Annotated in this window: 12 protein-coding genes; 3 read left to right on the forward strand and 9 right to left on the reverse strand. The window is 60.3% G+C overall.

Features of this window, described 5'->3' with window-relative positions:
- Positions 1 to 131 precede the first annotated feature (131 nt).
- From FHS83_RS13810 to FHS83_RS13840, 7 genes are all read right to left on the reverse strand, one after another.
- Complete coding sequence (locus FHS83_RS13810) at positions 132 to 2,180, reverse strand: M13 family metallopeptidase (protein WP_167083526.1); 2,049 nt, start codon at positions 2,178 to 2,180, stop codon at positions 132 to 134.
- A gap of 129 nt (positions 2,181 to 2,309) precedes the next feature.
- Entirely contained in the window at positions 2,310 to 3,353 is a 1,044-nt protein-coding gene (locus tag FHS83_RS19810) for a diguanylate cyclase (RefSeq protein ID WP_167083527.1), read from the reverse strand.
- Positions 3,354 to 3,429: 76 nt separating this feature from the next.
- Positions 3,430 to 3,645: a hypothetical protein gene (locus FHS83_RS13820; RefSeq protein ID WP_167083528.1), complete on the reverse strand. Its 216-nt coding sequence runs from the start codon at positions 3,643 to 3,645 to the stop codon at positions 3,430 to 3,432.
- Between the two features lie 37 nt (positions 3,646 to 3,682).
- Positions 3,683 to 5,767 (reverse strand): DEAD/DEAH box helicase, encoded by a 2,085-nt coding sequence (locus tag FHS83_RS13825; protein WP_208414741.1) that lies wholly within the window; start codon positions 5,765 to 5,767, stop codon positions 3,683 to 3,685.
- A 418-nt stretch (positions 5,768 to 6,185) separates the two neighbouring features.
- Complete coding sequence (locus FHS83_RS13830; RefSeq protein WP_167083529.1) at positions 6,186 to 6,677, reverse strand: hypothetical protein; 492 nt, start codon at positions 6,675 to 6,677, stop codon at positions 6,186 to 6,188.
- Positions 6,678 to 6,680: 3 nt separating this feature from the next.
- Positions 6,681 to 7,634 carry an alpha/beta hydrolase gene (locus FHS83_RS13835; protein WP_167083530.1) on the reverse strand — a complete coding sequence of 318 codons (954 nt, stop codon included), beginning with the start codon at positions 7,632 to 7,634 and terminating at the stop codon, positions 6,681 to 6,683.
- Positions 7,635 to 7,732: 98 nt separating this feature from the next.
- Positions 7,733 to 8,077, reverse strand: coding sequence for a hypothetical protein (locus FHS83_RS13840; protein WP_167083531.1), 345 nt, complete (start codon positions 8,075 to 8,077; stop codon positions 7,733 to 7,735).
- 230 nt (positions 8,078 to 8,307) lie between these two features.
- Here FHS83_RS13840 and FHS83_RS13845 point away from each other — a divergent pair, with 230 nt between their 5' ends.
- Both FHS83_RS13845 and FHS83_RS13850 read left to right on the forward strand, forming a co-directional pair.
- On the forward strand, positions 8,308 to 8,757 hold the full coding sequence (locus FHS83_RS13845; protein WP_167083532.1) for a hypothetical protein: 450 nt from the start codon (positions 8,308 to 8,310) through the stop codon (positions 8,755 to 8,757).
- Positions 8,758 to 8,853: 96 nt separating this feature from the next.
- Positions 8,854 to 9,561 carry a ceramidase domain-containing protein gene (locus FHS83_RS13850; RefSeq protein ID WP_167083533.1) on the forward strand — a complete coding sequence of 236 codons (708 nt, stop codon included), beginning with the start codon at positions 8,854 to 8,856 and terminating at the stop codon, positions 9,559 to 9,561.
- Positions 9,562 to 9,571: 10 nt separating this feature from the next.
- Here the strand turns inward: FHS83_RS13850 and FHS83_RS13855 are convergent, their stop codons facing one another.
- Both FHS83_RS13855 and parE read right to left on the reverse strand, forming a co-directional pair.
- Entirely contained in the window at positions 9,572 to 9,772 is a 201-nt protein-coding gene (locus tag FHS83_RS13855) for a hypothetical protein (protein ID WP_167083534.1), read from the reverse strand.
- A gap of 199 nt (positions 9,773 to 9,971) precedes the next feature.
- The gene (gene parE, locus FHS83_RS13860) at positions 9,972 to 11,930 is read right to left on the reverse strand and encodes a DNA topoisomerase IV subunit B (RefSeq protein WP_167083535.1); all 1,959 of its coding nucleotides are present in this window, start codon (positions 11,928 to 11,930) and stop codon (positions 9,972 to 9,974) included.
- Positions 11,931 to 12,027: 97 nt separating this feature from the next.
- Here parE and FHS83_RS19815 point away from each other — a divergent pair, with 97 nt between their 5' ends.
- The gene (locus FHS83_RS19815) at positions 12,028 to 13,482 is read left to right on the forward strand and encodes an ATP-binding protein (protein WP_167083536.1); all 1,455 of its coding nucleotides are present in this window, start codon (positions 12,028 to 12,030) and stop codon (positions 13,480 to 13,482) included.
- Positions 13,483 to 13,541 lie beyond the last annotated feature (59 nt).

A 13,541-nucleotide genomic window follows, 5' to 3' on the forward strand; every position in this document is an offset into this window, starting at 1 on the left:
AACTCCTTGGTGAAAGCCCGTCAGACAAGCGGCCTGCGCTTGCCGTTGGGAACAGTGTAATGAGGGAACCCAGCCGAAGAAAAGGGCCGTAATGGCCGTCGAACCGGGTTCATCACTAGTAAAAAAGCAAACTACCAGAGCTTCACGCGTTCTTCGGGGGCCAGATAGTACTTGTCGCCCGGTTTCACGCCGAAGGAGGCGTACCAATCGTCGATATTGCGCATCGTCCCCAGCACACGGAACGGTCCCGGCGAATGCACATCCGACAGGATGCGGTTACGAAGATCGCCGTCGCGGAATTTGATGCGCCAGACCTGCGCGAAAGCCATCAGCACGCGCTGATCGCCGCTAAAGCCATCCAGCACCGGCGCGGGCTTACCATCCAGCGAAATCCGATAGGCCTTCAGCGCAATTGAAAGCCCGGCAAGGTCGGCGATGTTTTCGCCCAGCGTATTGGCGCCGCGCACATGCAGGCCCGGCATGGGTTCATAGCCGTCGAATTGCGCCACCAGTTTGTCCGTACGCTGTTTGAAATTGGCGCGATCCGCATCCGTCCACCAGCTTTCGAGATTACCGGTGCCGGTGTATTTCGATCCCTGGTCGTCAAAGCCGTGGCTGATCTCATGGCCGATCACCGCGCCGATGCCGCCATAGTTCACCGCATCATCCGCATTGGGATCGAAGAAGGGCGGCTGCAGGATCGCGGCAGGGAAGGTGATCGAGTTGAACGAGGCCATGTAATAGGCATTCACGGTCGGCGGCGTCATATGCCACTCGTTCTTGTCGACCGGCTCATCCAGGCGCTTCACATCGCGCTGCCATTCGAACAGCGCCGCGCGCTTCACATTGCCGATGAGGTCGTCGCGCGCAATGGTCAGGCCCGAGTAATCGCGCCAAGTGTCGGGATAGCCGATATGCGGCGTGAAGAGATGCAGCTTATCGAGCGCCTTGGCTTTGGTCGCATCGCTCATCCAGGTCAGCGATTTGATGTCGGCCTCATAGGCTTTCAAAAGATTGCCGACGAGCTTTTCCACTTTCGCCTTGGATTCGGGCGGGAAATACTTGGCGACATAGAGCTTGCCGAGCGCTTCACCGATCATGCCGTCGAGGAGGCGTACACCGCGTGTGGCGCGGTCATATTGCTGCGAGCGGCCGCCGATCACCGTGCCATAGAAAGCAAAATCGGCATCGTCAAACGCTTTCGGCAGATAGGCGGCATAAGCGTGCAGATAATGCACGGTGAGATAGTCTTTCCACACCGCGACCGGTGTCGCCTTGAAGAGCTTGGCGAGTTCCGGCACCGCGGTGCTTTCGCCCACGATCACTTCGCGCGCGCCGTCTTTCAGCGGAATACCGCCTTCCGAGACAAAAGCATCCCATTCGAAGCCGGGCGCCATGGTTTTAAGGGCCGAGAAGGCCATCGGCGCATACATCTTGTCGCGATCGCGGCGCTCCTTGCGGGCCCAGCGCAGCTTGGCGATCTCGGTTTCGAGTGCCAGCACCTTTGCCGCGCGCGCTTCGCCATCCTTGGCGCCGGTCAGCGTCAGCATGGTGGTGATGTAGGTCTTATAGGCCTCACGCGCCTTCACGATGTCCGGGTTATCGAGCAGATAGTAATCGCGATCCGGCATGCCGAGCCCGGCAGCGGAGACACGCACGGCATAGGCATTGGAATTCTTGTCGTTGATCGAAATGCCCATGTTGAAAAGGCCGCCGGTCTCAAGCTTGGGCGAGCCCATCAGCTTGGCGACATCCTCCAGGCTTTTCGCTTTGGTGATCAGCGCGAGGTCCGCTTTGGCGGGGGCGAGGCCGCGCTCTTCGATCTGCTTCTGATCGAGAAAACCATCATAGAGATCGCGCAGCTTCTTTTCTTCCGGCGAGAGCTGGTCCAATGGCTTGGCTTCCAGCGCGGCGACGATCTCTTTCATCCGGCCTTCGCTGGTGATCGCGAGCTGTTGGAAGGAGCCGATATTGGAGCGATCCGGCGGGATGACGGCGTTGCGGGTCCAAGTGCCGTTTACGTAATCGTAGAAATTATCACCGGGCTTGGCGTTCTTATCCATCCCCGCCAGGTCGATGCCCCAACTGCCCAGGCTCGCCGTGCCGGCGTTGGCTGGAAGAGCCGCAAGGGCGAGGGCCCCCGCCAGCAGGAAGCCGCGGAATCGGTTAAGGCCGGACATGGATTGCTCCTCGAAATAAAATTTGCCGGGAGAATGGGGATGTACAGACCAAGGGCGCAAGTCACGCTTTCGCGAAATCCTGCACTTTCGGGAGGCGTGGCGCGGAAATAGGCGGGGATAATTCGGGGCTTAGGCGGCGTTGATGGCGCTGATCAGCTCATCTTCCGCGGTCACCCGGTTGCGGCCCGAATTCTTCGCCTTATAGAGGCATTGGTCCGCCCGCTGAACGAGTTTTTCGGCGGTGTCATTCTGACCGAGCTCCGCCACCCCGATCGAGATGGTGATGGTGCCCAGAATGTCCCCGGTAGACCGCTTCACCAGCTTCTTGTTCTCCACATTGCTGCGGATTTGGCTGGCGAGCTTTATGGCGCCAGTAAGTTCGGTGCGGCGCAGGATGACGGCAAATTCCTCCCCGCCATAACGCGCGGCGGTATCGCGGCCTTTGACATTCTCCGAAAGGCAGCCCGAAACCAGGCGCAGCACCTGATCGCCCGTCTGATGGCCCCAAGTATCGTTGAAGCGCTTGAAGTGATCGATATCGCACATCATCAGCGCGACCGAAGTATTGGTCTCGCGTGCATCATCAATCGCGGCCTGAAGCTCAATGTCGAAGGCCTTGCGGTTGGCGAGGCCCGTGAGGGGATCGAGGCGGCTTTCCTTGCGCACGGTGTCGAGCTGGTTTTTCAACTCGTTCACCTGGGCGGAGGAGCGCTGTAATTCGGTTTCCAGCGATTTTGCGCGGGTTTCCATCGCCTGGGTGGCGCCGACCAGTTTGTCGATCAGTTTAGCGACTGCGGCAGGAGATTGATTACCGCCGAGTTCGCCGCTCACCGCTGACAAGGCGCGGCCATACTCGCCTGCATCCTTGCCGGCCTTCTCCAACTTGCTCATCACGGCATCGATCATGCCGGAGATGGAGGAGCCGACTTCTTCCATGGTCTGGGCGGTGCGTTCACGGATGAGGAAGCGGGCGCAAAGATCCTGCAGCACAGGCCCGGTGAAGGGAGCGCGCTCGCGGATCATGGTTTCCACGGTCCGCGACAGGGCTGGGTTGTTGCCCGCCGCATAGACGAAGAAGAGCTCGTAGTGATCCGGCGTCGGCGCGACGTTGAAATCGGCCATCAAGGCGAAGGCCGCTTTTGCCAATGCTTGTTCCCGCGACTGCCCGGCCACGCTTTTCCCCAAAGTTCCACCTAGTGGATGCAACCCCGAGTGTCGGTCGCGGGAGTGTAAGAAAGCGTTAAACGGGCTATTTTTTATCGCCGGACACTTTGTCTTTCGGGTGTTTTTTTGCCTCGGGGCTTGCCGGCAGGGGCGGGGTTTCGCGCTCTACTGGAGCCCCGATGGCACCCGGCGAAAAACTCGGGGAGTCGCTCGCCGGGAAGCTGTCTTCGGCCTGCTGGTCGACGGAGCCGGGCTTGGAATGGGTCAGCCCGTCAACATCACGCTTGATCTTCGCCGTCATCCGCCTCTCCAGAATTGTACTCAGGAGAGGAACTGGATCACTCGCCCTGCGGTTCCCCGGAGGGTTCCGGCGTCTCCGCCGGGGCGGATTCCGCTACAGCTTCCGCAGGGGCCTCGCCAGTGGCTTCGGCGACGGGCTGCTTCTTCTTGCGCGGGGCGCGGGGGGGCTTGTCGGTCTTGGGCTTGGCAGCCCGGGGCGCCCGGGTCCGCTTCGGCTTTTCGGTGACCGTTTCTGCCTTCGCGGGTGCTTCCGCTGCTTCGGCTGCCTTGGGCGTTTCGATCAGCTCAGCCTGGACCGGGTTTTCCACCACCTCCACTGGGGCGGGCGCTTCAACCACTGGCGCCGGGATCGGCTTATCGACGGCCACGACAGGGGCCTCGATCACTGGCGCAGTGACTGGCTTTTCCACGGCTTCCACAGGTGCGGGCTTTTCCACGTTTTGCGGCTTGGCGGGCTGTCGCGCGGGCTTGGGCGCGGGTTCCTGCTCCGGCTCCGGCTTGGGCAGCTTCACCGGGCGCAGCAGGAAGGCTGGCAGTTGAGAGATATCGACGGGCCTGGATTCGACACGCGGGTTTTGAGGCGCCTGCGGACGGCGTTGCATATAGGGCATGCCCGGCATGGCGCGGCGTGTAAACGGCTCCTGCGGACGGCCAGGCGTGGCGGCTTTGGGCTGGGGCGCGGGCACAGGCGTTGCGGGAGCCTTCACCTGCTGCTGCGGCTTAGGCGGCTGCGGCTTGGCTTGTTGCTGCTGCGGGCGGACGAAGTTGCTGTTCGGCGCGTCGGGCTTTTTGACCGGCTCCATGGCGGCGACTTGGCCATGCGGCTTGATCGGATGCTCATGACGGTCGTTGCGGTCACGGCGGCCCCGGCGATCACCACGGCGGTCGCCGCGTCCATCACGGGACTTCTCGCGGGCAGGGCGCTCGCGCACTTGTTCGGCCAAGCCTTCCAGCTTGCGCCGCACGATGGTGTTTTTGGTCAGCTTCTCGATGGCGTCGACGTTTTTGGAATCCGCGCCGGTGACGAGCATATACGCCTCGCCCGAGCGGCCCGCGCGGCCGGTGCGGCCGATGCGATGCACATAATCGTCGGAGTGATAGGGCACATCGAAATTGAAGACATGGCTCACGGCCGGAATGTCGAGGCCGCGCGCGGCAACGTCAGAAGCGACCAGGATGGTGACTTCGCCGGAGCGGAATCCATCCAGCGTTTTGGTGCGCACCGATTGGTCCAAATCGCCGTGGAGCGGCGCGGCATTGAAACCGTGCTTCGACAGCGATTTGGCAACGATATCGACCGTGTGCTTCTTGTTGCAGAAGACGATGGCATTGGTGATCTCGCCCGCTTCGCGGATGAGGATGCGCAAGGCTTCGCGCTTGGCCCAATCGTCATTGGGCACTTCCACCAGCTCTTGCTTGATATTGGTGGCAGCAGTGGCGGGGCGGGCAACTTCCACCCGCACCGGGTTGGAGAGGAACTGCTCCGTCAGGCGGCGGATTTCCGTCGGCATGGTCGCCGAATAGAACAGCGTCTGGCGGGTGAAGGGCAGGAGCTTACAGATCTTCTCCACATCCGGAATGAAGCCCATATCCAGCATGCGATCCGCTTCGTCGATGACGAGGGTCTGCACTTGGGTGAGCATCAGCTTGCCGCGCTCGAAATGGTCCATCAGGCGGCCCGGCGTGGCGATCAAGACGTCGACGCCACGGTCGAGCTTCTTCTCCTGATCATCGAAGGAGACGCCGCCGATCAACAGCGCCATCGAAAGCTTGTTGTACTTGCCGTATTTGCCGAAGCTCTCGGCCACCTGGGCGGCGAGCTCGCGGGTCGGCTCCAGAATGAGCGAACGCGGCATGCGCGCCTTGGCGCGGCCACGCGCCAGGATCTCGATCATTGGCAGGGTGAAAGAAGCGGTCTTACCGGTGCCGGTCTGGGCGATTCCGATGATGTCGCGGCCCTTGAGGACGTGGGGAATACCCTCCGCCTGGATCGGGGTCGGGGTCTTGTAGCCCGCCTCCTGCACGGCTTGGAGGAGCTGGGGTGACAGGCCAAGCTTGTCAAAACCAGACTCAGCCTCTTCGGCGGGGGCTTCCGGCGCGGCTTCGATTGTTGCTGGAACCACAGGTTCTTCAGCAACGGAATTGTTATCCGTAGGCTCAGGGAGGGGGGAGGGGGTAGGCGCCTCGGCGGCGGCGACAGGGGCCTCCACGGCAGGGGCAGCAACCTGTTCGGCGGCTGCTTCGACCGCCGGAGAAGAAGAAATCTGTGTGGGTTCAGAAGGGTTTGTCGAAGATACGGGATTGGTAGCTTCAATCATACCGGCTTGCGCGCCGGCGCTCGTTACATCACTCAAATGCGCTCCTGCATGAGCCCGTCCCCGGGCCCGGTTGGGCAAGGGCGCAGCTTAAGCGCCCGGGGCGATGCCCGTATTGGCACCGCTCGTCCATCCCCGGGATATGAGGAACAAAGGGCGAAAAGTCAAGGTGAGGGGAATCCGCATTGCGCCTTCCCGCGAGAGCTGGGAGCTTGGCCGTCCAGCGTTACGGATATCGTCCGTATCGCCGTTCCCCGTCTCGCCGGCTCTCCTCCAATGTGTGGCCTTTATCCGGACGGATATACGACGCCATGGGAGGTGTACCAGTAGGGCAGAGGCTCAGTTCGGCATCTTCCGGAAAATCCAGCGTGTTAAAGCCACCAGCGGAATTGCGCCTGAGCCACCAAATGCTTTTGCGAGCCGGATCAATATAGGTGTGCTGCAGAGAAAGTGCCGTTACGGTTCCTGATGGTGCGCTGCCTTGCAGCACCTGCCTAATTTTCAGATCAAAGAACCACGGCCACCGCATGATAATGGTGTCGTCGTTTGTCTCTGGGATCACGCTTGGAATTTCCGCGGTAACGAGAGCCTCAACTTTGGCGTCGAAGCAGCTTTTGCGCTCTGCGTCGTTGGCGCCGCCAACTGCGGCGCGGGGTAAAACATAGATCGCTATGGTGACTGCAATGAGTGCAGGCTGCAACGATGGTAACCGCAACATCTCTCATTTCGCCTTAGGATAAAGCCATCCCTGTGTCGTCAGCCACTCCATGATGGTGCCTTGCCAGCGATCGCGCGGGATAAGCGCGAAGCCGTGCTGGCCTTTTTCGAAGAAGCGCGCTTCCACCGGCACACCGGCATGGCGCAGGGCTTCGAGGTAGACGATGCTGTTGTCGATATCGACCAGCTGGTCGTCCACGGCATGCAGCAGCAAGGCGGGCGGCGTCTTTGCGGTGACCTGCATTTCGCTGGAGAATTGCGCCACCAAATCATCCGAAGGCGAGGGGCCGAGCAGGGCGTTGCGTGAATCCATATGGGTGACCTTCGCGGTCATGCTGATCACCGGATAAACTAGGATCTGAAAATCTGGGCGCAGGCTGATCTTGTCGGGATTGTCGATGGTGGACTTCTCGAAATGGGTCGCCAGTGTCGAGGCAATATGTCCGCCCGCGGAATAGCCGATTACGCCGACGCGCGCCGGATCAAGCGCCCATTCTTTCGCATGCAGCCGGATGAAGCGCATCCCTTGCTGGGCGTCTTGCAGCGGGCCGATGGATTTATCCGTCATCGTCTGATCGCTGGGCAGGCGATATTTCAGCACGAAAGCTGCGATGCCGTGATCGACAAAATATTGCGCCTGCTGCACGCCTTCATATTCGAAGGTCAGCCCGGCATAGCCTCCGCCGGGGATGATCAGCACGCTTGCGCCCGTCGCCTTGATCTTTGCAGGCAGATAGACCTGGATCGCGGGGCGGCTGACTTTCAACACCCAGCCGGTGCCGTTTTCCTCATCCGGGCCGGGCTTGGAATTGGGGATCGCCGCCGTGCCGTAGAGCGCAAAGCTTTGCATTTTAGGCGGGAATGCCTGGGCGGGATCAAGCGGCGCGGCTTTCGCCGGTATCAGAACGGCTAGGCTCAAAAGCGCGGCCCAAAGCGCCGCTTTCGCGAGATCGATCATCTTCTTTTCCCCTGGCTCCTATGGCGAGCCTAGAGCAGTTAGGGCAAAGCCGACAGATAAATTGTCTGAGTAACTCGCGGCGCGGTGCCGCTTGGCCTTCACTTTTCTGTTGCTTGGCCGGTGGCTTGTAGCTGCTTCAGCTTGCGGCGGAAGGCTTCGTAGGTGAGGGCGTTTTGAACATTCACCGGCAGATCGGGATTCATGAAAACCACTTCGCCGTCTTCGCTGACGCTGCTCTTGGCGTTGGGGTCGGAAATGAAGACGACTTGCAGCGTGTTGGGGTCTTTGTCGGGCACGAAATCTTCAGGCTTGGCGATATTGTTCACCGCTAAGATGTCCTGACGCAGCATCAGAGCCTTGATCTGTTTGTCTTCATCGGCGGGCGCCGCGTAACAGGCGCCGGCGAGCAGCACCGTCACGCAAAAGAGCTTCACTTTTCGCATCGGACCGCCTCCCGGATCGTGCCTGGATGTTAGGCCGGTTCCGTGCCGAGGCATACCTCCGAGCGCGGGCATTTCAGAAAGAGGAAGGGCACTTCCCCGAGACGGGGCTTGATGTGTGGCGCGATGGTTTAAGTTTTTAATTTTTAAAAGTCGCAACTTTGCGCATCAGGTTTGATAATAGTTGCATCGTATACCGTGTACGAAATTGAAGAGACCTCGCGCCTTCGCCTATGCTTAAGCCGTATTTCTGCCCGGAGCCTTTGCCGCCTGGATGTCCGTCCAGGTGCAGTGATGCGTTTGCGCGGGTTTATGACGAGCTGCATGGGCGGGTCAGCATTTATATCGCCAGCGCAAGATGCGCTGTCTTCCTGGAAGGCGATTGCACGCCCAACGAGGCGGTTGCCGATATAATGCTCTGCCTTGAGCAGGGCTTGGTTCAGCCGGCGACGGAGGTATTTGTCGATCTGACCGATTTCAGCGGGACGGTGGATTGGGGGTTCGTCGGCACAATTCCTAAACTTGCGATCTGGAAGCCGCCGCCACAGAAAATGGCTTTCCTTGTAGGCAGCGAGCCTTTGGCCGTGCTTGCCAAGGTCGTGGGGGTATTTGTCAATAATACCAAATCGAAGACCTTCACGGACCCTTACGAAGCGCATGCCTGGCTAGGCTGGCTGGATTAATGACCGAACTTGCGCTCGGCGCCGCGATAACAGCCGCTATAACAATTGGGCGCGCCGTGCCTATATAAAGGTCCGCTTTATTCTGGGACCTTGCTCATGCCCTCCGCGCCGCCGCCTTTCCATGGCCCGATCTACTGCGACACCGCCCATATGTGGCTGGGCATGCACGAGCCGGTGAATACGATCACCAATGCGGCCATCCTGATTGCGGCCTATATCGGCTTTCGCCATGTGCGGCGTTCGGGGATGAAGTTCAGCGCCGATCTGGTGCTGCTCTTGGTCTTGCTGGTCGGTGTCGGCGTCGGCAGTGCGCTTTGGCACGGGCTTCGCACCTTCTGGGCTTTGCAGCTCGATTGGATTCCGGGCGTGCTCTATTTCCTGCTCGTGACGCTGCTCTGGATACGCCAGCTCTATGGCTGGTCTGCGGGCGTCTTCGCGCTGATGATCATGCTGGCGATGTCTGTGCTTGGCATCATCAAGTTCGGCGACAGCCTCGCGACGATCACGCCAAACCTGCGCTTTGCGCCCTTCTATTTCACCGTAACGATCTTGGGCGCGCTGATGGTGGCGGGCGCCTGGAAGAAATTCGGGCGCGACACGGCGATGCTGGGGGCCGCGGCTTTGGCCTTCGGGATAGGGGCGGCGGCGGCCCGCTCCATCGATCTCTTGATGTGTTCGGTGGTGCCTTTCGGCACGCATTTCCTCTGGCATCTCGGTCTTTCGACCGCGGCCTGTCTGGGGCTGATGCTGGTGGTGAAAATGAAAAAGGCGCGGGAAAATTCCGCGCCTTCTCTTGCAGCTTGATGCAAACAGCTTAAGCGACCAGCGCCCCGTTCGGCATCATTTCGTCGGGCGGGTTCGCGAGGAAGGTCTTACGATAGACCGCGCGCTCGCAGGCGCCCTGACGCGGGCCCTGGCAATAGAGTTTCACGTTACCCAATTCCTGGGCCTTCTCGTCTTGCGCGTACTTGCTGAAAAAGCCGCAATCCGGGTGGTTACCGCACACTTCCGACATACAAGGACTCCACGCGTTTCTTTATCTCTGCCTCTGGGGCGTTGAGCCCAGGTTTGCAGACGAAAAAAGACAGTTTTGAGGTAACTATCGGGGTGTGCGGCTTTTTGCGCGCGGAAATGCGGTCGCAGGGGAATAGTGCCTAAAGAGAACTGCATAGGGAGTAGGCAGAATAAGCGCGCTCCCTACGCAATAAGACCTCTTAAACGTCCACTTCCTTCACGAACTGGGCATTTTCCTGAATGAACTGGAAGCGCAGCTCGGGCTTTTTGCCCATCAGCCGCTCGACCATGCTCTCGGTCTCTTTCTTATCCTCTTCGCCGACCTGAACGCGGACCAGCGTGCGCATGCCCGGCTTCATGGTGGTCTCTTTGAGCTGGGCCGGCATCATTTCGCCAAGACCTTTAAAGCGGGAGACTTCCACCTTGGCGTTCGACTTGAACTCGGTCTTCAAAAGCTGATCGCGGTGCTTGTCGTCGCGGGCATAGATCGACTTGGAGCCATGGACCAGGCGATAGAGGGGGGGCATCGCAAGATAGAGGTGGCCGTTTTTGATGAGCTGCGGCATCTCGCGATAGAAGAAGGTGAGGAGCAGCGAAGCGATGTGCGCGCCGTCCACGTCGGCGTCGGTCATCACGATGACCCGCTCATAGCGCAGCGCCGATTCATTGTACTTCGCGCCCGCGCCGCAGCCGAGCGCCTGCATCAGGTCTGAAAGTTCCTGGTTCTGCGCAAGCTTGCCCGCCGTGGCACTGGCCACGTTCAGGATCTTGCCGCGCAAGGGCAGGATGGCCTGGGTGGCGCGATCGCGCGCCTGCTTGGCGGAGCCACCGGCCGAATCGCCCTCCACCAGGAAGATTTCCGTGCCTTCGGCGGCATCACGGGTGCAATCGGCGAGCTTGCCGGGCAGGCGCAGTTTGCGGGTCGCCGCCTTGCGCGAGACTTCCTTTTCCTGGCGCTTCTTCAGACGGTCTTCCGCCTGGTCGATGACGAAATCGAGCAGCTTGTCCGCCGTGCCGGGATCTTCAGCCAGCCAATGGTCAAAGTGGTCGCGCACCACGTTTTCCACCAAGCGCTGGGCGTCGGGGGAGGAGAGCTTGTCCTTGGTCTGACCCTGGAACTCTGGATCGCGGATAAAGACCGAGAGCATGCCCACTGCCTGGGCCATCACGTCTTCCGGCGTGATCTGGGCGGTCTTCTTATTATTGGTGCGCTCGCCATGGGCGCGCAGCGAGCGGGTGAGGGCGTTGCGCAGACCCTGCTCATGGGTGCCGCCTGCGGGCGTCGGGATGGTATTACAATAGCTGGAGAGGAACGGGTCCATCAGCGGCGTCCAGGCCACCGCCCATTCCAGCGTGCCTTTGCCATTCTGCTCCGAGCGGCCGCTGAACATGCGCGGCGTCACCGTGGTCTTATTATCGATCTCGCTCGCGAGGTAGTCCGAAAGGCCGCCTGGGAAATGGAAGGTGTCCTCGGCGGGCGTCTTGTCGTCGAGCAGGCTGGGATCGCATTTCCAGTGAATCTCCACCCCGCGGAAGAGGTAGGATTTGGACTTCACCATGCGGTAGAGCCGCGACGGCGAGAAATGCAGGTCGCCCTGGAAAATCTTGTAGTCGGGCTTGAAGGTGGTGGTCGTGCCGCGCCGGTTGGCGCTGCCTGTTTCCTTCAGCTTGCCGATGGGCAGGCCGCGCTCGAAGCGCATCTTGTAGCCGGTCTTGTTGCGGAAGACCTCGACTTCCATCCATTCGGACAGCGCATTCACCACCGAGGCGCCGACGCCATGCAAGCCGCCGGAGGTCTCATAGACCTTGCCTTCGAACTTACCGCCCGCATGCAGGGTGGTCATGATCACTTCCAGGGCCGACTTATTCTTGAATTTGGGGTGCGGATCGACCGGGATGCCGCGGCCATTGTCGCGAATGGTCAGGATGTCGTTGGGGAAGAGCTCGATTTCGATGCGGCTGGCAAACCCGGCCACCGCTTCGTCCATGGAGTTGTCCAGGATTTCCGCTGCCAAATGATGCAGGGCCGCGGCATCGGTGCCGCCGATATACATGCCCGGCCGCCTGCGGACGGGCTCAAGCCCCTCCAGCACCTCAATATCTTTGGCGGTGTATTCCTTCCCGCCGGAGCGGTTTTCGTCAAACAAGTCTTTGGCCATGGGTCGATCAAGCGCGATTCGGGGATAAACCGATAGTGGAAAAGCACCTTCCCGCAAGGCAGGCAGGCACTTCTTAAGGAGTTTCCCGTAAGACCTAGTGGCGTTTTCCCGCCGAGACAATGGCTTCCTCATATCGATGATGACCGATTGCGCCGCACAGCAACCGCAGGAAGATCCGCGCTACTGCTTAGCGCGGCTGAAGATCATAATTGACACCTTGCCGGTCACGATCCTGCTCAACCCGGTGGCGGTGCTGCTGACGGTCTTCGCCATGTGGCTGGGGCAAACCGATTTCGGTCTGCACTCGAAAACCCGCATCGCGGCCGCAGTGGGGGCGCAGATCATCGCCTCTTTTGCCGCTTTCGTGGTGCGCGAGCGCCACCGGGTCATTCGGCCCGATGGTGTCGCGCAGGCCCGGCGCGAGCTGATCTTGATGCAAGGCGTCATTGGCTCTGCCTGGGCGGCGGTGGGCTGGGCGCTGTGGATAGATGGCAACGGCGCCAATAACGGCTTAGTCGCGATTCTCCTGGTTATGAGCCTTTGGGCGCTGGCTTTGACGCGTTGCGCGGTGCGCATGGTCTTTTTCACGGGCATTTTCACGGCGGTAGCGCCCATGATTGTGCGTATGGGAACCTCGGGCGACGTTCTCGCGCATGTCTTTCTGGCGCTGCTGCCGATCGTGGTCGGCTATGTGGCGTTCTCAGGCATGGCGGCGCGCAGCCGGGTGGATGAGATGCTCCAGGCTCGCTTCGCGCTAGAGGATTTATCGGCAGAGCTTGCGGCCGCGCGCGATGAAGCGGTGGAGAAGCGCAAAGAGGCCGAGAACGCCAACGCCTCCAAATCGGCCTTTCTCGCCAATATGAGCCACGAGCTCAGGACACCGCTTAACGCCATCATCGGCTTTTCGGAGATCATCGCCACCCAGGCGCTCGGGCCGCATAATGAGCGCTATCCCGAATATGCCGGGGATATCCGCAACTCCGGCACGCATCTGTTGACGCTGATCAACGAGATTCTCGACATCGCCAAGATTGAGGCGGGCAAGATGGAGATCGCGCCGCGTCCTCTCGATCCGGAAAGCGCATTGGATGCCGTGGAGCGGATCATGACGATACGCTGCCTGGAAAACAATTTGACTGCTGTTTACACGGTTAAGCCGGGTACACCGATGATCATGGCCGACGAGCGGGCCTTCCGGCAGATCGTTCTCAATTTGGTTTCAAATGCCGTGAAATTCACGCCCTCTGGCGGGCGCATCAATATTACATGCGAACCCGCCGAAGAGGAGGGGCTGCTGCTCTCGGTTTCCGATACCGGCCAGGGCATTCCCGCCGAGAAGCTGGCGCAATTGTTCCAGCCCTTCAGCCAAGTCGACAATCGTTTCGACCACCACCATGGCGGCACTGGTCTGGGTCTCGCCTTGGTGCAGGGGCTTGCCAAGCTGCATCACGGGCGCGCCTGGATCGAAAGCGAATTGGCGCAAGGGACAACGGTTTACGTTTACTTCCCATTAGGCACGGTTAAGCAGGCCCTAACCACGGCCGCCGAATAGAATGTGAAGCTTCTCAGTAAATTTTAACCCACGCTGATTAGCATCGACAGCCTCGATGC

It is taken from the genome of Rhizomicrobium palustre (assembly GCF_011761565.1).
GTDB lineage: Bacteria > Pseudomonadota > Alphaproteobacteria > Micropepsales > Micropepsaceae > Rhizomicrobium > Rhizomicrobium palustre.